Origin of the sequence: Amycolatopsis dendrobii, assembly GCF_014145675.1 — a bacterium.
Taxonomy (GTDB): domain Bacteria; phylum Actinomycetota; class Actinomycetes; order Mycobacteriales; family Pseudonocardiaceae; genus Amycolatopsis; species Amycolatopsis dendrobii.
Genome location: NZ_JACGZW010000007.1, coordinates 469,050 through 489,942, shown reverse-complemented (window position 1 = coordinate 489,942; position 20,893 = coordinate 469,050). Strand labels below are relative to the sequence as shown.

Below are 20,893 nucleotides of genomic sequence, written 5' to 3'. Positions count from 1 at the left end.
ACACGTCCAGGCCGTGTTGCAGGTCACGTGGGCGATTCGTTCGGTTCGGCGTGGTGGCAGGGGTACGCGACCCGGTTGCGGAGGATCGCGCGGACGCGTGATCCGCTGGCGTTGATGCCGCTCGACGAGACGTTGGCCGCGCTGGGGCGCACCGCGGAAACGTACGAGGGGCTCCGCCAGGTCCCGGTCGACGGCGTAGTGGGCTCCCTCGCGCGTGCCGAGGATTTCGACCGGTTGTTCCGGCCCCGCAACCGCGCGCTGCGCGAGCGCTGGCGGGCGATCGCCGACGCCGTCGGGGAGCTTCCGCCGGTGCGGCTCGTGCGGTTGGGCGACATGTACTTCGTGGAGGACGGGCACCACCGCATCGCGCTGGCCAGGGCGCGCGGGGCCGAGCGGGTCCTCGCCGAGGTGCGGTCCGTCTGCACGGTCGCGTTCGCGATGCGCTGCCTGACGCTGGCGGACCTGCCGTCGAAGCGGGCCGAGCGGATGTTCCTGGAGCGGATTCCGCTCGCCGACACCGACCGGACCGACCTGTGGCTGGACGACCCGGCGGACTGGTTCCGGCTCGCGGACTCGGCGGAGGCATGGGGTTTCCGGCAGACTTTGCGGGGCCGGGTGCTGCGCGACCGCGCGGAACTGGCCCGCGCGTGGTGGCACGAGGAGGTTCGTCCGGTGGTCGAACGGGTGCGAAATCGGGAAACGGGTGCGGCGCCCCGGGAGATCGCCGTCTACGTGAGCTATGGTCTAGACCATGTCTGAGAGTGCTGCCGCTCCGGCCGAGTCCGCTGCCGGTTCCTCGCTGACCGGGGTCGCGGTGAGCCCCGGACGCGCGAGCGGACCCGTCGTACGGGTCGCCGAGCCGCTCGGGGAACCCGCCAGCACGCCCGCGCCGGACGATCCGGCGGCGGAGGCGGCGAGGATCGAACCCGCCGCGCAGGCGGTCGCCGCGCGGCTGGAAGCGCAGGCCGAGGCCGCGACCGGCGAAGCCGCGACGATCCTCGTCACGACCGCCGCGATGGCCGCCGACCCGGCGCTCGCCGCTCAGGCTCAACAGCTGGTGACGGCGCGGAACCTACCCGCGGCCCGCGCCGTCTACCAGGCCGCCGAAGGGTTCGCCGACGCCTTGGCGGCCGCCGGCGGGTACATGGCCGAGCGGGTCCGCGACGTCCGGGACGTGCGCGACCGGCTCGTCGCCGAACTGCTCGGCGTCGCCCCGCCCGGAGTGCCCGAGCTGACCTCGCCGAGCGTTCTCGTCGCCCGCGACCTCGCCCCGGCCGACACCGCGGGGCTCGACCCGGCGAAGGTGCTCGCGCTGGTCACCGAGGAGGGCGGCCCCACGAGCCACACCGCGATTCTCGCGCGGGCGCTGGGGATTCCGGCGGTCGTCGCGGTGCGCGGGCTGCTGGCCTCCGACGCCAAGGCGCTGTCGGTCGACGGCGACACCGGTGTGATCGAGGCGGTCGACCCGTCCGCGCCGATCGTCACCGCCGCCGCTTCCGGGCCGGCCGAATGGAACGGCGTCGGCGAACTGTCCGACGGGCACCGGGTGAAGGTGTACGGCAACGTCGGTTCCCCGGCCGACGCGCAGGCCGCCGCGGACGCGGGCGCCGAGGGCGTCGGGCTGTTCCGCACGGAGTTCTGCTATCTCGACGCACCGGCCGAGCCGTCCGTCGAAGAGCAGCGAAAAGCTTATGCCGCAGTGCTTTCGCCGTTCCGCGGCAAGCCGGTCATCGTGCGCACGCTCGACGCGGGCGCGGACAAGCCGCTCGCCTTCCTGTCCCCGGACGACGAACCCAACCCGGCGCTCGGCGTGCGTGGCGTGCGGATCGCGTTCGACCGGCCCGAGGTGCTCGACCGGCAGCTCGAAGCCATCGCGGGCGCGGCGGAGGATTCCGGCGCGGAGGTTTCGGTGATGGCCCCCATGGTCGGCACCGTCGAGGAAGCCGCCTGGTTCGCCGAACGCGTGCGCGCCGCGGGGATCGCGCGGGCGGGCGTGATGATCGAGATCCCCGCCGCCGCGGTTTTGGCGCGGGAGATTCTCGGGGTGGTCGACTTCGTGTCCGTCGGCACGAACGATCTGGCCCAGTACACCTTCGCCGCGGACCGCCAGCTCGGCGCGGTGGCGAAGCTGAACGACCCGTGGCAGCCCGGTTTGCTGCGTCTGCTGAAGCTGATCGGCGACGCGGCGGAGGCGACCGGCAAACCGGCGGGCGTCTGTGGCGAGGCGGCTGCCGACCCGCGGCTCGCGCTGGTGCTGGCCGGGCTCGGTCTGACGAGTCTGTCGATGAACGCCCCGGCGATCCGCGCCGTCGGCGCGAGCCTGGCGACCGTGTCTCGGGAAAAAGCCCGGGAGATCGCGGCGGCGGCGCTGGCCACCGCAGATCCGGCCGCCGCGCGCAAGGCCGTCGCGGACGCCGTTTCGTAGCAGGGGGACGCCGGATCCGGGTGAGAGATGGGGTACCGGATCCGGCGCCGGACGCTGGTCAGCCGAAGATGCCCCGCCGAGGGTGGCGGATGACCAGCGAGCCTCCGTGGATGCGGCCGGTCAGCACGTAGCGCGGGGTGCCCGCGCGGCCGTTGCTGCCGGTCTTGTCGTCGAGCGAGCCGAACTTGATCTCGGTGATCGAGTTGTAGTCCACCGCCGCGTGCTGCGGGATGATCAGCTCGACCGAACCCCACTTCGAGTCGAGTTCGATCTGCACCACCGGGGTGGCGACGCGGGCCTCGGTGAAGTCGAGTTTGGTGCTGCCGTACTTGTTGCGCACCACCATCGCGGCCGGGACTTGCCACGGGCCGCTGCGCTGCAGCGACGAGTACTTGGCGTTGAGTTCGAGCCGCTGGCCCAGTCCGTAGTTCGGCCCGTAGCCGGGCGGTTCGGGCAGCGGAGTGTACTGCGGGGCCGCGCCGGGGTGCACGAGCCCGGGCAGGTCGGCGAGGACCGCGTTGAGGTCGCCCCTGGTGCGGGCCGCGAGCGCCTGGTCAGTGCGTTCGGTGAACTCGTCGAGGGTGAGCATCCCCTGTCCGATGGCTTTCTGCAGCACGCCCACGACGTGCTCGCGTTCGTCGTCGGACACCCGGATGTCGCGCGCGGTCAACGGCTTGGTCTCGGTCGCGGGCTGCGCGGCGGTCGTCTCTTCCTCGGCCATGACATCGATGGTAGAACTCGATTTCCGCTGGCAGATCGGGGAAAAACCCTGAACGGACCCGTACCTCGCGCGATGGTCGCCCTGGCCGCGGCCTGTTGCCTGCTGACCTCGTGCACGAGCGAGGCTCCCGCGCCCGCTCCGGTGAGCTCAGCGCGTCCGACTCCGACCACGCCGCCGCCGACCGGACTCGACGGACTCGTCGCCACCGGCGGCATCGGCGTGGAGTTGCTGCTGGCCACGTCGCCGCCGACGGTGTTCGACGCCGATTCGGGTGTGCGCGGAACCCTGCCCGGCGTACCCGGCGGACAGCGGGTGGTGTCCGTGCTGCGCGTCGGCCACACCCCGGTCGTGCTGACCGCGCCGAGCTGCTCGCAGGCTGTCTGCGATCCGGCGGAGGTGTATGTCTACCTGGGACTTTCGGCTCCGCGGTCGCTCGGCAAAGCGGTAAGTGCGGCTCCGGGCGAGGACGGCAGCAGCGTGTGGCTGATCCGGGAGGACGGCCCGGACCTGTGCCGGTTGGAACATGTCGCGCTCACCGGCACTTCGTTCGGCCGGGGAACCGTGGCGTCGTGCCGCACGCTCGTCCGGGTGGAGACGGCGCACGGGCTGTTGATCACCGTCGGCGGCGGCACCGCCGAAACCGTTGACGTTCTGATCGACCCGGCCACCGGACGCACCGTGCAGCAGTCTCCGCGCATTCTCGCCGCGGCCGGTGATCGGCTCGTCCTCGGCGGGTTGACCGACCTGACGATCCTTGACCTGCGCAGCGGAGCGCGGAAACCAGTGGCTCTACCGGTTCCCGCACCCAACCCGTATGTCCTGCCGAGCCGCGCCGGCGACGTCGCCGCGGTCGATTTCGGCACCCCGTCGTTCCCCGGAACCGGTACGCAGACCCGGGATCTGTGGCTGTTGAACCTGCGCGACGGCACCTGGCAGCAAGCGCCGTCGATGCCGTATTCGACGGAAAACCTGAAGCGCTCCGGCCTGGAGTGGACGCAAGCGGGCGACCTGGTCATCGACGACGGGGCGGTCGCGGCGTGGCATCCGGGCGAACCGGCCTGGCGGCTGGGGAAGGCGAAACTCGCCGCGGCGCAGCAGGCCGCCGGGGTCGCGACCTTCTGAGCTCAGTCCTCGTCGAGGCCGTGCTCGATCGCGTAGCGCGCCAGCTCGACCCGGTTGTGCAGCTGAAGCTTCCGCAACGTCGACTGCACGTGGTTTTCCACCGTCCGGTGCGACAGCACCAGCCGCTCCGCGATCTGTCGTGCGGTCAGCCCCTTGGCGACCAGCCGGAGCACGTCGGTCTCCCGGTCGGTGAGCCGCGGCGGCTCTGGCGCGCCGTCCGGAACGTCGGCCATCCGCCGGTACTCGCCGAGCACCAGGCCGGCCAGCCCGGCGGTGAACACCGGATCGCCGTCGGCCGTGCGGCGAACCGCGTCCACCAGTTCCGTCGCGGACGCCGATTTCAGCAGATAGCCCGACGCTCCCGCCTTCACCGCTTCCAGCACATCGCTGTGCTCGCCGCTGGCCGAGAGCACCAGCACGCGCGTGTCCGGCGCCGCCGTGGTGATCTCGCGGGTCGCCTCGACGCCGGACGTGCCGCCGAGGTTCAGGTCCATCAGCACCACGTCCGGCCGCACCGCGCGCGCGATCCGGATCGCCGCCGGGGCGTCCGGCGCGGTCGCGGCCACCTCGAACCCGTTCTCGCTGAGGTCGCGGGCTACTCCGTCGCGCCACATCGGGTGGTCGTCGACCACCATCACGGAGATCGTCCGTTCCGTCATCGCCCGTCCCTCATCGTGGCTGGCACCCGCACTTCCCACTCCGTTCCCCTGCCGGGAGCGCTGTCCAGCACCGCGGTCCCGCCGAGGTCCTCCACCCGGCCGCGAATCGACTTCACTACCCCGAGACGGCCCTCGGCGGCCGCTCGTTCCAGCCTGCCGCCCTCGATCCCCGGCCCGTCGTCGCGGATGCTCACCACGACCTCGCCGCCGAGGTCTTCCAGCAGCACCCAGGCATGCGCGTCCGGGCCAGCGTGTTTCTCCACGTTAGCCAGTGCTTCGCGGGTGACCGCGACGAGTTCCTCGGTGACGTGCGCGGGCAGGTCCACTGTGCCGGCCGGCGTCGAGACCTGCACCGACGTGGTCGCCAGCAGTTGCAACGCCGAACGGAGGTCCGCGGTGTCGCCGGACCGCGTCGGCTCGCTGCTCACCAACGCGCGCAACGCGATCTCCTGCTCTCCCGCGAGCCTCGCCAGCTCCGCTGCTTCGCCGCCTACTTCGAGACCGCGACGTCGTACGCGCGCGAGTACCTGAAGCACGCTGTCGTGTATCGAGCGCGCGAGCCGTTCACGTTCGGCCGTCGCTGCTTCGGCGCGAAGTGCGCGCGCGAGCTTTTCGGCGGAGCTACGCGCGAGCGTCGCCGCCATACCGACAAGGAGACCGCTCGCGCACAACAGCACCCCGTCACGGATGACGTCGATGTCGACGTTCGCGCGCGCGACACCAGTACCTACTGCCACGACTAGGCCCGCCAGTACGCCGCGGCGCGAGCCGAAGCGCGTTGCCACCGCGATCGGCGCTACCGCCGCCCAGACCGTGGTGATCAACGGCGTCGTCGCGTTGTCGAACTGCGCGTCCGACAGGATCCACGGCGACGTGAGCATGAGCGCTGTGGTGAGTACGAGGTCGAAGATCACCAGCCAGCGGTGCCGTCCGTTCTCGCGCATGTACGCGAAACTCGACACGACAGACCACACGGCCATCACTCCGATGACGAGCCAGCCCAGCCACGGCCGCTGGAAGCCCGTGTGGTGCGCGATCGCCACTGCCAGCGCGAACAACCACGTGACGACGCGCAGCACCACGACACCGCGCCACAGCGGCGTCGCCGGATCTCGGGTGGGCTGAACGGTCACTTCTCGTCTTCTGTGCTTTCTGTGCCTTCTTCGGAGCCACCGTCCGCGCCCTCTGCCGGATCGTTGTTCGGGTTGGCGGCTTGGCTGTGCAGCGCGTCGACGGTCGCCGGATCCGGATCGTGTTCGTGCAGCAGCGACCGGACCCCGGCGTTGAGCACGGCCAGCAGCGGCACCGCGAGCAGCGCGCCCGCGATCCCCGCGGCGACCAGGCCGGTGGCGATCGCCAGCACCACCGCGAGCGGGTGCAGCCGCACCGCGCGGCCGAGCAGCAGCGGCTGCAGCACATGGCTTTCCAGCTGCATCACGCCGACCACGATGGCCAGCACGACCACCGCGCCGATGACGCCCTTCGACACGAGCGCGATCAGCACCGCGACGCCGCCGGTGATCAGCGCGCCGATGATCGGGATGAACGCGCCGAGGAACACCAGCGTCGCCAGCGGGATCACCAGCGGCACGCCGACGATCCACAGCCCGATGCCGATGCCGACCGCGTCGACCACGGCCACCGCGGCGGTCGCGCGGATGTAGCTGACCAGCGACGCGAAACCGCGCCGTCCCGCCACGTCCACGCGCTTGCGCACCCGGTTCGGCACGCCGCGCACCAGGAACGACCAGATGCCGTCGCCGCCGGCGAGGAAGAAGATCGTGACGAAGAGCGTCAGCACGAAGCCGGTGAGGATCTCGCCGACGGTGCCCGCGGTGGTCAGCGCGGTGGTGGTGATCGAGGCCTGGTTGTTCTGCAGGAAGCCGATGGCCTGGTTGATGAAGTCCTGGATCTGCTCCTGGCGCAGGTGCAGCGGACCGTTGATCAGCCAGTCCTTGATCTGGTTGAGGCTCGTGGTCAGCTGCTGCTGCAGTTCCGGAAGCCCGCTGGAGAACTGGGTGATCACGAAGGTCAGCAAGCCGCCGAGCACCGCGAGCCCGGCCACGAGCACGATCGCCGTGGCCAGCCCGCGTGGGAAACGGATCTGCACGAGCCGCGACACCGCCGGGGCCAGCAGTGCCGAAAGCAGCAGCGCGATCGATACCGGCACCACGACCGAGGCGAGGTAGCCCAGCAGCCACACCACCGCGTACAACGCGGCGATCACCACGATGAACCGCCACGACAGCGCGGCGGATACGCGCAGGCCGCGCGGGATGAAGCCGGTGACGTCGACGACTGGTTCGGAAAGGGACGGTTGTTCGCGTTGTCCGCGCCCTGGCTGGCTCACGGGGTCAACCGTATCGGCCCCGTCGACCGAAACCGGGCGGATCGCCCGGGGCAGGGCGCGAATCACCGCTTCGCCGCGGTCGCGCGAACCGACTCCGGAGTAACCGGCCGTCTTCTCCGGGGATGACCCATCGTGAGACCCGGCCACACTCTGTGTTGTTCACACGATGGTGGCATCAAGCCGTGTCAAGGATGCGCGGCGGCCCACAAATTTGGTTGTCTCGGTTTTGCACCACCGCGGAACTGTGCTGTTCCCGCCAAAAACCGAAATCATTTTTTACCCTTGAGGAGAAATCACCTGTGACGAACGACGCTGTGCACGAGAGGCGAGGCGTGACGCGCTTCGGCCGTCTCGCGTCGCGTGCGTTGTTCGTCGTCGGCGGCGCGCTCGCGGCCACCGCGGCCGCGTGGACCGTCTCCTCTTCCGCCGCTTCGGCGGACCCGGTCGACGCGAGCGTCACGCCGGTCACCGACGCGACGGCCGCCGGAATCGGCGACGTCACCGACGGCGCGGCCCGGTTCGCTGGCGACGTCACCGGTGCGGTGCAAGGGCTTTCGTCGTGCGGCCAGGGAGCCACCACGTGGTCTGAACCAGGCACGTCGCGGCCCGCCTGCTCGCTCGACCAGTTCGGCGCGCACCGCGACGATCTCGCCGGCAGCCAGGAGGCCGCCGGAAAGGTCAGCGACGCGGTGAGCGACCTCGGCCAGCACGCGGTCGTCAAGCCGGTGGAGCGCACGCTCGGCTCGCTCGAGCACATCGCGCGCAAGCCGGAGGACGCCCGCCAGGTGATCGCCGACGCGACCACTCCGCCGCCCGCCGCACAGGATTTCGGCCGGAAGCTGTGGGATCTGCTCGACCCGAGCGCTCCCTCCAACCTGGTCGACCTGCCGAAACTGCCCTCGGCCCCGGTTCCCGGTTCCGAGCAGCTTCCCGCGCCCGGCGTTCCGGAGCAGCCCGCCGAGGCGGAGCAAAACCTCGGTGCCGCAGCGATGACCACGTCCGACGCACTGCAGTCGGTCTTTCCGGCGATGGACGCCGCGCAGTCCGCGGATCCGGTGCAGGGAGCCGAACTGCCGCAGCGCCACCACGGCGGCGACCGCGGTCTGCCCGGCGCTCCGTTCTCCCCGGCGCAGCTTCCCGCCGCGCCGCTTTCCATCCCGAACTCCCCGGCCGGTGGCAGCACCGCGCCCGGCGGACACCTCGACGGCTTGAACTTCGGCGTTCCCTCCTGGGTCGTCGCCGCCGTCGACAACGCCGTGGCGGGTTCGACCCGCACCGGCCTCGCGCACACGCCGCGCACCCCGGGCGAGCAGCCCGGCGTCACTCCTGACTGATCCACTTCACCCGCGGGGTCTTTGACGTACCCACGGCCGCCTTCGTGTGCCGTCGCCGTCATCGACAGATACCCCGCGGGTTTTTCGCGCGCTGCGCAATTTCCGCGCACGCATTCCCCGGTGCATTCCTGACGACAAGGTCGCACCGCCACAAACCCGCAAGGGACCCCGATATGAAGGAGAAAAATCCCATGCAGACCTGGGCAAAGCGCGGACTCCAGACCGCGTTGGTCACGGGTGGGTTGCTGATGCTGGGCACCGGCATCGCCTCGGCCGACGAGAACGTCAACCCGGACACCCCGGCCTCCCCGCTGGATCTCAACGTCACCGTCCCGATCGACGAGGCCAACAACGCGATCGGCACCCCGCTCGGGCAGGTCGACCTCCCGGCGCACCACAACGAGATCAGCACCAAGCCCGTCACCTCCGCCGTCAAGGGAGCGCTCGCCTCGGCGAAGACGCCCGGCGGCTCCGCGGGCAGCCTGACCGACAGCCTCCCGAAGGCTGACGCGCCCCGGCAGATCACGCCGACCCACGACGCGTTCAAGGGCAACAAGGTCAACGGCGACGTCGTCGTCCCGATCCAGGTCGTGGACAACGCGGTCGGCGTCATCGGCGACGCCCACGTGCAGGGCGGCGACCACGACCAGACCTACAGCCACAACCAGGACGTCGCGACCGACGGCAAGTACTCCGGCATCGCGGGCAACGTCGTGGCGCTCGACTACGCGCTCCCGGTGCAGATCGCGGGCAACGGCGTCGGCCTGGCTGGCGGCAGCGGTGCGGTGCACGGCGGTTCGGCGCACCAGAGCACCAGCGAGACCGGCAACATCGACACCACCGGCGAGGGCTCCGGCCTGTCCGGCAACGTCGTCGGCGGCCAGTTCGCGACCCCGGTCCAGGTGACCGGCAACGCCGCGTCCTGGATCCTCGGCAACGCCTACAGCGGCGGGTACAACGCCGACACGACCGCCACCTCCGGCGGTTCGATGAAGTCCAACGGCAAGGGCGCCGCGGGCAGCGGCAACGTGGTCGGCGCTCCGATCGCGCTGCCGGTCAAGTTCAACGGCAACGCGGGCGGCGTGTGGGGCTCGGACGCGGACTCCACGTCCAACTCCTCGGCCGACGCCAAGGCGGGCGACACCCGTCCGGGCAGCCTGAAGGGCATCCCGACCTACATCGAGACCGACGGGGACCAGTCGTTCCTGTCCGGCAACGCCGCCGCCGCGCAGGCCAGCCCGGTCGCGAACGTCGCGTCCGTCGCCGGCTCGTGGATCGGCAACGCCACCACCGGCCAGGCGCTCGACCGCCAGGCGTCCTCCTCCACGCACGAGACCACCGCCACCTCCGGCGGCTTCGTGAAGACCACCGGCAACGACGCCGCCGGTTCGGCCAACGTGGTCGACCCGGCAGTGGCGCTCCCGGTCGAGGCGTGCGGCGTGGGCGGCACCTACATCGGCCGCGCGGTCGCCAACTGCGACAACACCACCACCGCCACCTCCGGCGACGGCAGCTACACCACCGGCAACGGCTCGACGCTGACCGGCAACATCGTCAACACCCAGGTCGCGGGTGCCCCCGAGGTGCACGGCATCGGCGGCAGCCACATCGGCAACGCCTCGGGCACCTCGACCGAGACCAAGACCGTCACCGCGGGCAACTACGACGGCACCCAGGGCAACGACTCGTCCGGCTCGGGCAACATCGTGCAGGTCCCGGTTGCCGCGCCGGCCGAGGTGTTCGGCGTGGGCGGTTCGTTCATCGGGCAGGGCTCGGCCGACGGCTCCGAGACCAAGGTCGTGAAGGCGGGCGGCGGCGGCAACACCGCTGACGACAACGGCTTCCTCAGCTCGAACCTCGGCACCGTCCCGGTGTCGACCCCGGTGCAGCTGTTCGGCATCGGCGGCTCGTTCGTCGGCCAGGGCCACGGCAAGGCCAGCAACGACACCACCTCCACCGCGGGCCAGGACGTGCACGCGACCGGCGCCGGCGGCGCGGGTGCGGGCAACCTCGTCGAGGCTCCGGTCTCGCTGCCGGTGCAGGGCCACGGCGTCGGCGGCTCGGTGGCCGGCATCGGCACCGGCATGTCGGACAACCTGACCGACTCGAAGGCGGGCGGCAACGCCACCGCCGACGGCAAGGACGGCGCGCTCGCCGGCAACATCGTCAAGGCGCCGATCGCCGGTGCGGGCGGGATCTTCGGCGACGGGGTCGCCGGGGGCGCGATCGGCCACGGCACCGCCACCAACGACGTCACCTCGACGTCGGGCGGCACCGCCACCACCGACGGTGACGGCGGCGCGGTCGCGGGCGACATCGTCGGCGCGGACGCCGCACCGGTGGCGCAGGTCTTCGGCGACGCGGTTTCCGCGGCGGGCGTGTCCTCGGGCGACGCCATGAACAACACCGTCGTGACCGACGCCGGCGAAGACGCCACCTCGGGCACCGAGGGCTCGATCTCGGGCGACATCCTCGACCTCCCGGTCCCGGCCGTCGCGCAGGTCTTCGGCGACGGGGTCGCCGCGGGCGGCGTGGCGCACGCGGTCGGCGACAACGTCACCAACGTGACCGACGGCGACGACGCCACCCACACCGACGGCACCGGCTCGGCGCTGTCCGGCTTCGACTACTACCACCCGCTGGGTGCGCTGGTGCAGGTCTTCGGCGTTCCGCTGGAGGTGCTCGGCGTGGCCACCGCCGAGGCCCCCAACGCGACCGACGTCGAAGAGCCGCCTGCCATCGACGTGCCGATCGGCGGCGAGATGGGTGCCGACGAGCTCCCCGCGCTGCCCGCCGTGCCGGGTCTGCCGGGCGGTTCCTCGGCCGCTCCGTCGCTGCCCTCGGCCCCGGCGCTGCCGGGCCTGTCGGGTCTGCCCACCGCCACCACGCTGCCCGCCCCGGCGTTGCCGGGTGCCGAGCGGGCCGACGTGCCGCAGGTCAGCGGCCTGTCCGCGCTGGGTCAGCTGAACCAGCTGAAGGGTGCTTCGGTGCTGCCGTCGGTGTCCGGGCTGCAGAACGGCATCCACCTGCCGTCGGCCCCGGCCGTTCCGGCTCTGCCGGGCGTTCCGGCCCTGCCGGGTGCGGGTGCCGAGCGCGCTGACGTTCCGGCCGTTCCCGCTCAGCTGCCGGTGAAGACCTCGCTGCCGACGCTGAACCAGCTGCCTGCCGTCACCGCGCTGCCCGCCGTCCCGGGTGCGCCGACGACCCTGCCGACCACTCCGGCGGCCGGTGACGCGACCGCCCCGCTGGGTGCGTTCCAGAAGCTGGCCGCGAAGCTGACCGGCATCTTCAAGAAGTGAACCGCTTCGCCTGAAGCGAGCCGGGGATAACCCGGACGGGCCCGGAAGCCACGTGCTTCCGGGCCCGTTTTTTGTGCTGGGTCAGGAGAATTCGAGCGAACGCTTCGCCAGGCCGTGCCAGAAACCGTCGATCACCGTGCGGCCCTCGCCTTCGGCCGAGCTGGCGCCGAGCGACACGAACAGCGGTGCGAAGTGCTCGATCCGCGGGTGCGCCATCGCGGCGGCGGGAGCCTTGTGCTGGAAGTCGAGCAACGCGTCGAGGTCGCGGGCGCGCAGCACCTCGTCGCCCCAGTGGTCGAATTCCGCGGACCATCCCGGCGGGGTTCCGTTGGTGCCGTTGACTTCCTGCATCGCGCGGAGGTTGTGGGTGAAGAATCCGCTGCCGATGATCAGCACGCCCTCGTCGCGCAGCGGCGCGAGCTTGCGGCCGAGGTCGTAGAGCGCCCGCGGGTCGAGCGAGGGCATGGAAATCTGCAGGACCGGGACGTCGGCGTCGGGGAACATCTCGACCAGCGGGACGTACGCGCCGTGGTCGAGGCCGCGATCTGGGGCGTCGTGCACCGGGGTGTGGGTCGAATGCAGCAGCTTGCGCACCTGCGCGGCGAGCTCCGGCGCACCGGGTGCGGCGTATTTGACCTCGTAGTAGCGCTCGGGGAAGCCCCAGAAGTCGTAGACGAGCGGGACCGTCGTGGTTGCCCCGAGCGTCAGCGGTGCCTCTTCCCAGTGCGCCGAAACGACCAGGATCGCACGAGGTTTCGCCAGGTCAGCGGACCATTCCGCGAGCTGGCGGGTCCACGTCGCGTCGTCGGCGAGCGGCGGCGCACCGTGGCTCAGGTACAGGACCGGGGTGCGGGTCGCCATGACTGCCTCCAAGTGTTTGAAACTTCAACTACTACGGTACGCCTCGTTCGCGGACTTGGCGAATTCGTCCTCGGCGGTGTCCTCGGTGCGGCAAACTCGGCCGGTGAAGTTCTTCTGCTATCACCGGGACCGCCCAGGCTCCGCCGCGTTGCGCGTCGAGCTGCTCGAGGCGCATTGGTCCTATATGGATGGTTTCGAGTTGATTGCCCGCGGCCCGACCCTCGACGGCGAAGTGCCGACCGGCAGCGTGCACATCGTCGACCTCCCGGACGCCGCCGCGGCCCGCGAATTCGCTTTCGCGGAACCGAATTATCAGGCCGGTGCCTACCGGGACGTCCTGATCCGCCGCTGGGACAACGCTCTCGGCCGCACCATGTGGGAATTCCCCGGTGATCCGGAGGCGGCGAACCTGTATTTGGTGCTGGGCTTGGGTTCCGGCCCCGCCGTCGACCTCGAACCGTCCGACACGGCGTCCTTGATCGCCTACGGCCCGCTGTGGTCCGACGACGGCACCGCGTGGCTCGGCACAGCAGCCTTAGCGCAAGCCGCCGATGCCGACGCCGCCCGCGGACTCCTTACTGCGGAGCACTACGCCGCGATCGAGGTGCATGACTGGGCACCCGGCGGCCGGTCCTGACCTGACCGCGAGACGCTTCCACCGGCCGCGGGTGGCCGAAGTTGCGCCGCCGCTCGGGCGTTGAGGTGCTGATCAGCGTGAGCCCGCCAAATTGACCGAGCTCCTGCGCGGCTCCCCGCGAGCACAGCGGTCACGACGATGGCGTGATCCATTGTGCGTGCGCAGCGACCAGCACTGCACCCATGCACGCGACCCCGCAGCGGACTGGTGGCCAGCAGCGCCGGTCCGAGGGCTCGGGTCAGTCGTGGGCCAGGTCGGCGAACCGGCTGTAGTGCAGCTGGTGCGCGACCACGATCGTGCTCGTCGGACCCGCACGGTGCTTCGCCAGGATCAGGTCGGCCTCCCCGGCGCGCGGGTCGTCACGTTCCCAGGCGTCCGGGCGGTTGATCAGGATGACGATGTCCGCGTCCTGCTCCAGGGAGCCGGATTCACGCAGGTCCGACAGCATCGGCTTCTTGTCGGTGCGCTGTTCCGGACCACGGTTCAGCTGGGAGATCGCGATCACCGGCACCTCGATCTCCTTCGCCAGCAGCTTGAGCTGACGGGAGAACTCCGAGACTTCTTGCTGCCGTGATTCGACGCGCTTGCCGGACGTCATCAGCTGCAGATAGTCGACGACCACGAGCTTGAGGTCGTGCCGCTGCTTGAGCCGGCGGGCCTTCGCGCGGATCTCCATCATCGTCATGTTCGGCGAGTCGTCGACGAACAGCGGGGCCTCCGACACCTCGCTCATCCGCCGGGCCAGCCGCGTCCAGTCGTCGTCGGACATCTTGCCGCCGCGCATGTCGGCGAGGCGGATTTTCGCCTCGGCCGACAGCATGCGCATCACGATCTCGGTCCGGCTCATTTCCAGCGAGAAGATGACGCTGGTCAGGCCGTGTTTGATGGACGCGGAACGGACAAAGTCCAGGCCGAGAGTCGACTTGCCGACACCGGGCCGGGCCGCGACGATGATCATCTGGCCGGGGTGCAGGCCGTTGGTCAGCTCGTCGAAGTCGGCGAATCCGGTCGGGATGCCCTGGGACTGGCCGCCGCGCGAGGCGATCGCGTCGATCTCGTCCATGGTCGGCTGGAGCAGGTCCTCCAGCGCGACGTAGTCCTCGCTCGTGCGGCGCTCGGTGACGTCGTAGATCGCGGCCTGCGCACGGTCGACGACCTCGTCGATGTTCGCGCCGTCGGCCGCGGCCGCGCCGTAGCCGTACTGCACGATGCGCGTGCCCGCCTCCACGAGACGGCGCAGCACCGCCTTCTCGGACACGATCTCGGCGTAGTAGCCCGCGTTGGCCGCGGTGGGCACGGTCGCGATGAGGGTGTGCAGGTACGGCGCGCCGCCGACGCGGCCGAGTTCGCCGCGCCGCTCCAGTTCGGCCGCCACGGTGATCGGGTCGGCCGGTTCGCCTCGGCCGTAGAGGTCGAGGATGCAGTCGTACACGGCCTGGTGCGCGGGCCGGTAGAAGTCGCCGGGGCCGAGCGCCTCGATGACGTCGGCGACCGCGTCCTTCGACAGCAGCATGCCGCCGAGCACTGACTGCTCCGCCGCGATGTCCTGCGGCGGCTGGCGGTCGAACCCGCCAGGGCCGGGGTCGCTCGGACCCGGATCGGACTCCGCGTACGCCGGACCGCGGTCATCGGTCACCGCCACTGCCCGGACACCTCCCCTCGCCCAGCCGTCGAACCGGCCGTCCCCGTCGTCTCGCGTGCGCCTGTCCTGTGCCGAACCGCGTCCGCCCGCCGCCTCGCGCGGAGGCCAGTCCAGGCGAACACCTGTTCGAGTATGCCGGAGTCGGCCCGGCTTTCCCACCCGCCCGACCGGTCCGCTTCGATGATGGACCGGACGGTTCCCCGCGCCGGTGACCGCCACGCGGAGCCACCGGGAGTACTGGGCGCGAACGCACGCTAGGTCCCCCGGAAGGACGAGCGCAAACCCGGGTGTTGACCGTGTTGTGGATAACCTGTGGATGACTGGGGGCAACGAATCACAGGTATCCGTGAGCCTGTGGACAAAGTGGGGACAGTGCAGATCGGCTTCACTGAACCCGCAGGTCAAACCCTGTGCAGAGACTGTGGAGAACTTCGCGAAAACTCGTCCGGCGTGTCGTGTCGAACTGGTTCTTCGGCGTGTCGCACCCAGGTTGGTCCACCGCCCTGTGGATGGTTGCTACGCACGGTAGATCACCGACCCGATGGGCTGAACGAAGGAGAATTCCCCACGCGGCCTATCCGATGGCTGCGCACAGTGAGCGATCGAGCAAAAGCGCAGGTTAACCGCGTGCAAACGCGAAACCGGGTGAGGTTCACCGGCCGGACACCTCACGGTGCCGTGCCGGGAACCCCACCCGGAGTAACGCTCGGGGCGCTCAGCCCAAGGCGCTTTGCGCCTGGCGGAGCCGTTCGGAGACCGCCTGCCTGGACCACGGCGTGTACACCAAGATGGATTCGCGGCCCGGCCGCTCCTCCATCAGCCAGCGCCCTTCGTCGATGTCCACGAAGTTGATCGGCTTGGGAATTCGCCTGCGTGCGCCGCTTGCCGTCCTGGCAGCGACGTACAACGTGCCATTGCCGATCCGCGGTGCCTGCATGATCCGCTGGATCTCTTTCAGCGGCGAGGCTTGGTGGTTCCGGCTACGGTCGCCGACCATGATCGAACTCCGCTGCTCGCCGGAGTCATTGGCTCGCCCGGTCTCGAATTCCTTGCGGTCGACAAGCAGGGCTTGGCCAGGCGGCGTTCGAGCGGTCGGAACGATGTCCAGGAAGGTCTCGAGGAGCAGTTCCGGCCGTTGCCGGGTGACCGCGACCGTCGGCTGGCGGCCGACCCTGACCAGTCCGAAGCCGCCGCCGTTGCCACTTCCCACCAGCGCGGAAAAGTTGGCTGGGCTGCCGTCTTCGAACTGGCCGTCAAACCAGCCGTAGTACTCCAAATGCGGCCGCGAGATGGAGTCGATCAACGCGAGCAGATCGCGGTCGATCCCCCGCGGCCCCATCAACCCTGCCTGCTGCAGACCTGCATTGACCTGTTCGTCCAGCTTGCGCTGGTCCTCTGGCACGTAGAACGCGGCCGTCTCGCCGATAACCTTGTGCGGCTCCGCGCCACGTCGCCGGATCAGGTTGCAGAGCGTGTAGGCGGTGAAGGTCACGGGCCGGTCGAGAGTGATCACGTCGCCGATCCTCATTCACCGATGACCGGCGGAACGGTCATCTGGTCGGAGCCGAAGATATCGTTGCCGTCCTCTTCCAACAGGTACTTGGTCTGGTGCTCCTCGTCCTCCTGGCCCTTTCCGCCCTTGGCTCCGCCGCCCATGCCGCCCATGCCTGCCGCACCGGCCTTGCCAGCCGCACCGGCGCCACGCATGCCGCCCGCCGCTGCGCCACCAGCGCCTGCACCGGCACCGGCACCGCCTGCCGCCGCACCGGAACCGCTGCCGCCGGGTCCGAAGCCCGCACCGCCGAATGCGCCTGGTCCGAAGGCAGCACCGGCACCGCTGCCGCCGCCGCTTCCACCGCCGTACCCGCTGCCGCCGCCGGTCGGGCCGAACGTGCTCGGGTCGAACTTCGCCGGGTTCGTGGTCGGCGGCGTCCAGCCCGAGGTCTTCGTGCCGTCGTCAGGCGGGGTGAACTGACCTGGCCCGCCGGGACCGCCCGGCGGGGTGAACTTGGGCGGCTTGTAGTTGCCGCCGCCACCACCGCCCGGCGGGGTGAACTTCGGCGGGTCCGTTTTCGGCGGGGTGAAACCGCCGCCGCCGACTCCGCCCGGCCCGCCGCTGAATCCGCCGCTGCCACCGGGACCGGTGCCAGGGCCGCCGCCGTACTTGCCGGGGTCGGTGTTGCCGTCCGAGATGTTGTTGCCCTGCCAGACGTTGTACTGCGGCATCCCGCCGGCGTTCTGGGAACTCGAGCCGTAGTACGCGGTGTAGGCCTGGACGTTCGTCTGGCTGTTCTGGTTGTACTTGTCGATCTCGTCGTCTTTGTCGCTGAACGGCTGGTGGTCGTACCACTTCATTTCAGGCGGGTCTTTGGGCAGTTCCTGGACCTTGCCGTGCACGTCGTGGAACGCGTCGACCTGGTTGGTCATGAAGGTCTGACTCGTGCCCAGATTTTTGGCAGAGTCGTCGTGCCAGATCTTGAGCGCATTCGCGCCCGACTGGGCCGCGCCTGCGCTGCTGCCCTGCCAAGCACTGTTCATTTTGTTGTTCAGCGCTTCGATTTGCTGAGAACGACCGGAGTGCAGCTTCTGAAGCGCGTCGGCTGCGCTCCTGCCGCCGTCGAGCGAACTGGTGTTGCCTTTGCTGATCTTCTCGTAAATCGTGTACGCGTCGATCGACCCGCCGCCGACGTTCGCTTGGGCATGTTCGGCGTGCGGCCCGCCGCTGAAGATGCTGGATGCCGCACCGACCAAGCCGCCGACTACACCGCCGATCACTGCCCCTTCCGGCCCGAGCACGGCACCGTAGGCGGCACCGACTACCGCACCCTTAGCAGTGTTCTTCAGCGTGCTGCCAGTGCTGTTGTCCTCATTCCCCATAATGAGAATCTTCCTTCCGGGCCTGCTACAGCCGTGTAGCGATCAAGACTCTGTCTTGAGGTGGTTGATCATCGCGGTGCCGATCTTGGTCAGCGGCTCGCACGGGTTGTCGAGGTTTTTGCCCTTCGTAAGGGAATCGACGATGACGACAGTGAGCTGATCGGTGACGCCGATGACGAGATCACATACGCCGTTCTTGCGCGAGTCGCGCTCAGCCGTGAAAACCGCTGGGTAGCCACTGATCTGGGTCGGCTCGAAGTACGCCTGGCGGGATTTCGTCGCGTAGGTGTCGGCGAGGCCGTTCTTGTTTTGAGGGACCGGCGCGAGAGTGACCCCGTTCGCCTTGAGGTCCGGGTCTGAGGACTGCCAGTCGCACCCGCGCGGCGTGATGTCGTTGAGCTTCCCGGGCGGGGCGAGGCCGACGGCATTAGCGTCGTCGCCGAGGGCCGAGCACGGATCAGCGAGCAGCTTCTCGGTCGGAAGCGGCGCCGGGACCTTTGGCACGCCGTTGCTTGACGAGTTGTCGGGACTCGACGAGCTGGGGTTGCCGGACGCGGGGGGCTCAGCAGTACCGCCGGTGCCGCCGCTGCAGGCGGTCAGCAAGCTGAGGGCTACGAAAGTGCCGGCAGCGAGCCGGGTGATGTGTTTTGGCATGTGCTGATCAGAGCCCACTCTGTGTCTGCTTCTTCATCTCTTCGGCATTGTGCAGCTCGGTTATGCTGATCTTCTTCTTCGCCGCGGTGAGCGCATCGATGAAGTTCTGTGTGTACGTGACCATGTTCTCGTGCTCGGTCAACAGGCTCTTCCCCGAAGGGTTGGCACCCCGTTCGACGAAGGTATGGCTGGCCACTTCGTCGGCGGGCGGCGTCACCGTCGCGATGATCTCGGCGTGCTGGCGGTCCTTGGTCAGGTCGGTGAGCAGGTCCTGCCACTGCTTGATGACTGAGTCGACCTCGTCCTCGGTGAACTTGTAGCCGCCGGCCTTGCCGTAGCTGCCCACCATGATCGGCGGGACTGGGGGCACCTGCGCCCCCGAGTTCGCACCGGATGCGGGAGATCCTTCAGGCATCTCGCTAGCCCCCTTATAACCCATGCCTCGCTCTTCCCCGGCGAGATCAGCATCTTGGATGTTAACGCACCCGAGTTGGTTCCCGCTCGCTGTTGGCAAGTTCGCTGGAGGGCTTCTGAGCTGGGGACCTGCGGTAGTTCCGCGGTCGGCGGGTGCGCTCGAGCCGGGTGGCCGAAGAGGGTGAAAACGAAACCGCCCCCGGGAGAATCTCCCAGGGGCGGTTCACGGAAAGGATCCGTCAGTTCGCGGCCACAGCCTTGACCTCGAGGCGGAGGTCCACCTTCACGTTCGGGTGCAGGCGGGCGTTGACCGAGTGCTTGCCGACCGTCTTGATGTGGTCGCGCAGGTCGAGGACGCGCTTGTCGAGCAGCGGGCCGCCCTGTGCCTTGATCGCGTCGACGATCTCGCCGGCGGTGATCGAGCCGAAGAGCTTCTTCGAGCCGGCCGCGGCCTTGCCGGTCAGCTGGATCGCGCCGAGGCCCTCGAGGGTCGCCTTGATTTCCTTGGCGTGGTCGAGGTCGCGGATGCGGCGGGATTCCTGTGCGCGCTGGATCGTGCGCACGTTCTTCTCCGCGCCCTTGCTGGCCACGATCGCGTAGCCGCGCGGCAGCAGGTAGTTGCGGGCGTAGCCGTCCTTGACCTCGACGATGTCGCCGGGGCCGCCGAGGTTCGCCACGTCGGTGGTGAGAATGATCTTCGCCATGACTAGTGCTCCCCTCAGCGCGCGGTGGACGTGTAGGGCAGCAGAGCCATCTCGCGCGAGTTCTTCACCGCGATGGCGATGTCGCGCTGGTGCTGGCTGCAGTTGCCGGTGACGCGACGGGCACGGATCTTGCCGCGGTCGGAAATGTACTTCCGCAGCAGGTTGGTGTCCTTGTAGTCGATCGTCTCCGGGCGGCCCTTCTTCTCGGCCTTGCAGAACACGCAGACCTTCTTCTTGGGCTTGCGAATGGGTGGCTTGGCCACTGTTGTACTCCTGGAATTCTAGAAAGAGATGAGATCAGAACGGGGGTTCGTCGGAGAAGCCTCCGCCGCCACCGCCCGCGGGCGGGGCCGAGCCCCACGGGTCGTCGGCGGGCGCGCTGTTGCCGCCGCCGCCGCGATTGCCGCCGCCTCCGTTGAAGCCGCCGCCTCCGCCGCCGAAGTCACCACCGCCGCCGCCACCGCGGCTGACCTTGTTGACCTTCGCCGTCGCGTAGCGCAGCGAGGGGCCGATCTCGTCGACCTCGAGCTCTACGACGGTGCGCTTCTCGCCTTCCTTGGTCTCGAAAGACCGCTGCTTCAGCCGCCCCTGCACCACCACGCGGGCACCCCGCGTGAGCGACTCGGCGACGTTCTCCGCCGCCTGCCGCCAGATGTTGCAGCGCAGGAACAGCGCCTCGCCGTCCTTCCACTCGCCGCTCTGGCGGTCGAGCGTGCGCGGGGTGGACGCGACGGTGAAGTTCGCGACCGCCGCACCGGACGGGGTGAAGCGCAGCTCCGGGTCGGACGTCAGGTTCCCGACCACGGTGATGACGGTGTCTCCAGCCACGGATGGCGTCCCTTCGGATCGGGCTCGGATCAGGCCTTGGCGGGCGCGGGCTTGGCCGCGGCCTTGACCTCGCGGCGCATGACCTTGGTGCGCAGCACGGTTTCCTGCAGCGACAGCTGGCGGTCCAGTTCCTTGACGGCCTCGGCCGTCGAGTTCAGGTCCAGCAGCGCGTAGATGCCCTCGGCGTTCTTCTTGATCTCGTACGCCAAGCGACGGCGGCCCCAGACGTCGACCTTCTCGACGCTTCCGCCCGAAGTGCGGATCACGTTGAGGAAGTTGTCCAGCGTGGGCGCGACCGTACGCTCGTCGAGCGTCGGGTCCAGGATGACCATTACCTCGTAATGGCGTGACATAACCACTCACCTC

General features: G+C 69.6%; 21 protein-coding genes. 7 read left to right on the top strand and 14 right to left on the bottom strand.

Translation table 11 applies throughout. The features are described 5' to 3' along the window. Positions 1-27 precede the first annotated feature (27 nt). Positions 28-759 carry a hypothetical protein gene (locus H4281_RS23050; RefSeq protein WP_182892985.1) on the top strand — a complete coding sequence of 244 codons (732 nt, stop codon included), beginning with the start codon at positions 28-30 and terminating at the stop codon, positions 757-759. After that, entirely contained in the window at positions 752-2,425 is a 1,674-nt protein-coding gene (gene ptsP / locus H4281_RS23045; RefSeq protein ID WP_182892984.1) for a phosphoenolpyruvate--protein phosphotransferase, read from the top strand. Before H4281_RS23050 ends, ptsP begins: the two co-directional genes overlap by 8 nt. 58 nt (positions 2,426-2,483) lie before the next feature. On the opposite strand, the gene H4281_RS23040 is transcribed toward ptsP, so the two are convergent. After that, a complete protein-coding gene (locus H4281_RS23040; protein WP_182892983.1) occupies positions 2,484-3,146 on the bottom strand; it encodes a DUF1707 SHOCT-like domain-containing protein in 663 nt (220 codons plus the stop codon). Between the two features lie 72 nt (positions 3,147-3,218). On the opposite strand from H4281_RS23040, the gene H4281_RS23035 reads away from it, so the two are divergent. Beyond that, positions 3,219-4,268, top strand: coding sequence for a hypothetical protein (locus H4281_RS23035; RefSeq protein ID WP_220507612.1), 1,050 nt, complete (start codon positions 3,219-3,221; stop codon positions 4,266-4,268). 2 nt (positions 4,269-4,270) lie between these two features. Here H4281_RS23035 and H4281_RS23030 read toward each other — a convergent pair whose 3' ends face one another. Genes H4281_RS23030 through H4281_RS23020 form a run of 3 tightly spaced genes read right to left on the bottom strand, consistent with a single transcriptional unit; the run spans position 4,271 to position 7,277 of the window. Further along, positions 4,271-4,927, bottom strand: a complete 657-nt coding sequence (locus H4281_RS23030) for a response regulator (protein ID WP_182892982.1) — start codon at positions 4,925-4,927, stop codon at positions 4,271-4,273. Continuing rightward, on the bottom strand, positions 4,924-6,060 hold the full coding sequence (macS, locus tag H4281_RS23025; protein WP_182892981.1) for a MacS family sensor histidine kinase: 1,137 nt from the start codon (positions 6,058-6,060) through the stop codon (positions 4,924-4,926). The genes H4281_RS23030 and macS overlap by 4 nt, the downstream gene beginning before the upstream one ends. Continuing rightward, positions 6,057-7,277 carry an AI-2E family transporter gene (locus H4281_RS23020; RefSeq protein ID WP_182892980.1) on the bottom strand — a complete coding sequence of 407 codons (1,221 nt, stop codon included), beginning with the start codon at positions 7,275-7,277 and terminating at the stop codon, positions 6,057-6,059. The genes macS and H4281_RS23020 overlap by 4 nt, the downstream gene beginning before the upstream one ends. A 299-nt stretch (positions 7,278-7,576) precedes the next feature. On the opposite strand from H4281_RS23020, the gene H4281_RS23015 reads away from it, so the two are divergent. Both H4281_RS23015 and H4281_RS23010 read left to right on the top strand, forming a co-directional pair. Continuing rightward, positions 7,577-8,611 carry a hypothetical protein gene (locus tag H4281_RS23015; RefSeq protein WP_182892979.1) on the top strand — a complete coding sequence of 345 codons (1,035 nt, stop codon included), beginning with the start codon at positions 7,577-7,579 and terminating at the stop codon, positions 8,609-8,611. Positions 8,612-8,802: 191 nt separating this feature from the next. Continuing rightward, positions 8,803-11,910 (top strand): beta strand repeat-containing protein, encoded by a 3,108-nt coding sequence (locus H4281_RS23010; protein ID WP_237597665.1) that lies wholly within the window; start codon positions 8,803-8,805, stop codon positions 11,908-11,910. Positions 11,911-11,991: 81 nt separating this feature from the next. On the opposite strand, the gene H4281_RS23005 is transcribed toward H4281_RS23010, so the two are convergent. Then, complete coding sequence (locus tag H4281_RS23005) at positions 11,992-12,771, bottom strand: dioxygenase family protein (protein ID WP_182892977.1); 780 nt, start codon at positions 12,769-12,771, stop codon at positions 11,992-11,994. Between the two features lie 103 nt (positions 12,772-12,874). On the opposite strand from H4281_RS23005, the gene H4281_RS23000 reads away from it, so the two are divergent. Continuing rightward, entirely contained in the window at positions 12,875-13,408 is a 534-nt protein-coding gene (locus H4281_RS23000; protein ID WP_182892976.1) for a YciI family protein, read from the top strand. A 238-nt stretch (positions 13,409-13,646) separates the two neighbouring features. Here the strand turns inward: H4281_RS23000 and dnaB are convergent, their stop codons facing one another. From dnaB to H4281_RS22985, 3 genes are all read right to left on the bottom strand, one after another. Then, positions 13,647-15,050: a replicative DNA helicase gene (gene dnaB, locus H4281_RS22995; protein ID WP_037809085.1), complete on the bottom strand. Its 1,404-nt coding sequence runs from the start codon at positions 15,048-15,050 to the stop codon at positions 13,647-13,649. Positions 15,051-15,765: 715 nt separating this feature from the next. Further along, positions 15,766-16,563 (bottom strand): ESX secretion-associated protein EspG, encoded by a 798-nt coding sequence (locus H4281_RS22990; RefSeq protein WP_237597664.1) that lies wholly within the window; start codon positions 16,561-16,563, stop codon positions 15,766-15,768. 11 nt (positions 16,564-16,574) lie between these two features. Further along, positions 16,575-17,477 carry a hypothetical protein gene (locus tag H4281_RS22985; RefSeq protein WP_237597663.1) on the bottom strand — a complete coding sequence of 301 codons (903 nt, stop codon included), beginning with the start codon at positions 17,475-17,477 and terminating at the stop codon, positions 16,575-16,577. Here H4281_RS22985 and H4281_RS45665 point away from each other — a divergent pair. Further along, entirely contained in the window at positions 17,451-17,966 is a 516-nt protein-coding gene (locus H4281_RS45665) for a hypothetical protein (protein ID WP_237597662.1), read from the top strand. The genes H4281_RS22985 and H4281_RS45665 overlap by 27 nt on opposite strands. A gap of 3 nt (positions 17,967-17,969) precedes the next feature. Here the strand turns inward: H4281_RS45665 and H4281_RS22980 are convergent, their stop codons facing one another. The 6 genes from H4281_RS22980 to rpsF form a co-directional block, all read right to left on the bottom strand. Further along, entirely contained in the window at positions 17,970-18,581 is a 612-nt protein-coding gene (locus H4281_RS22980; protein WP_182892973.1) for a DUF3558 domain-containing protein, read from the bottom strand. Between the two features lie 7 nt (positions 18,582-18,588). Further along, positions 18,589-18,996: a hypothetical protein gene (locus H4281_RS22975; protein WP_237597660.1), complete on the bottom strand. Its 408-nt coding sequence runs from the start codon at positions 18,994-18,996 to the stop codon at positions 18,589-18,591. A 238-nt stretch (positions 18,997-19,234) separates the two neighbouring features. Further along, positions 19,235-19,699, bottom strand: a complete 465-nt coding sequence (gene rplI, locus H4281_RS22970; RefSeq protein ID WP_009085244.1) for a 50S ribosomal protein L9 — start codon at positions 19,697-19,699, stop codon at positions 19,235-19,237. A gap of 14 nt (positions 19,700-19,713) precedes the next feature. Beyond that, positions 19,714-19,962, bottom strand: coding sequence for a 30S ribosomal protein S18 (rpsR, locus tag H4281_RS22965; RefSeq protein ID WP_009085242.1), 249 nt, complete (start codon positions 19,960-19,962; stop codon positions 19,714-19,716). 34 nt (positions 19,963-19,996) lie between these two features. Continuing rightward, the gene (locus tag H4281_RS22960) at positions 19,997-20,527 is read right to left on the bottom strand and encodes a single-stranded DNA-binding protein (protein WP_037809077.1); all 531 of its coding nucleotides are present in this window, start codon (positions 20,525-20,527) and stop codon (positions 19,997-19,999) included. Positions 20,528-20,556: 29 nt separating this feature from the next. Further along, positions 20,557-20,880 carry a 30S ribosomal protein S6 gene (rpsF, locus tag H4281_RS22955; RefSeq protein ID WP_093572314.1) on the bottom strand — a complete coding sequence of 108 codons (324 nt, stop codon included), beginning with the start codon at positions 20,878-20,880 and terminating at the stop codon, positions 20,557-20,559. Positions 20,881-20,893 lie beyond the last annotated feature (13 nt).

Bases quoted from the DNA above. Each gene is read 5' to 3' on its own strand.
- rplI (WP_009085244.1), bottom strand. From the start codon at position 19,699: ATGGCGAAGATCATTCTCACCACCGACGTGGCGAACCTCGGCGGCCCC.
- H4281_RS23005 (WP_182892977.1), bottom strand. From the start codon at position 12,771: ATGGCGACCCGCACCCCGGTCCTGTACCTGAGCCACGGTGCGCCGCCG.
- H4281_RS22980 (WP_182892973.1), bottom strand. From the start codon at position 18,581: ATGCCAAAACACATCACCCGGCTCGCTGCCGGCACTTTCGTAGCCCTC.
- ptsP (WP_182892984.1), top strand. From the start codon at position 752: ATGTCTGAGAGTGCTGCCGCTCCGGCCGAGTCCGCTGCCGGTTCCTCG.
- H4281_RS22975 (WP_237597660.1), bottom strand. From the start codon at position 18,996: ATGCCTGAAGGATCTCCCGCATCCGGTGCGAACTCGGGGGCGCAGGTG.
- H4281_RS23010 (WP_237597665.1), top strand. From the start codon at position 8,803: ATGCAGACCTGGGCAAAGCGCGGACTCCAGACCGCGTTGGTCACGGGT.
- H4281_RS23040 (WP_182892983.1), bottom strand. From the start codon at position 3,146: ATGGCCGAGGAAGAGACGACCGCCGCGCAGCCCGCGACCGAGACCAAG.
- H4281_RS22985 (WP_237597663.1), bottom strand. From the start codon at position 17,477: ATGACCAACCAGGTCGACGCGTTCCACGACGTGCACGGCAAGGTCCAG.
- H4281_RS23035 (WP_220507612.1), top strand. From the start codon at position 3,219: ATGGTCGCCCTGGCCGCGGCCTGTTGCCTGCTGACCTCGTGCACGAGC.
- H4281_RS23030 (WP_182892982.1), bottom strand. From the start codon at position 4,927: ATGACGGAACGGACGATCTCCGTGATGGTGGTCGACGACCACCCGATG.
- rpsF (WP_093572314.1), bottom strand. From the start codon at position 20,880: ATGTCACGCCATTACGAGGTAATGGTCATCCTGGACCCGACGCTCGAC.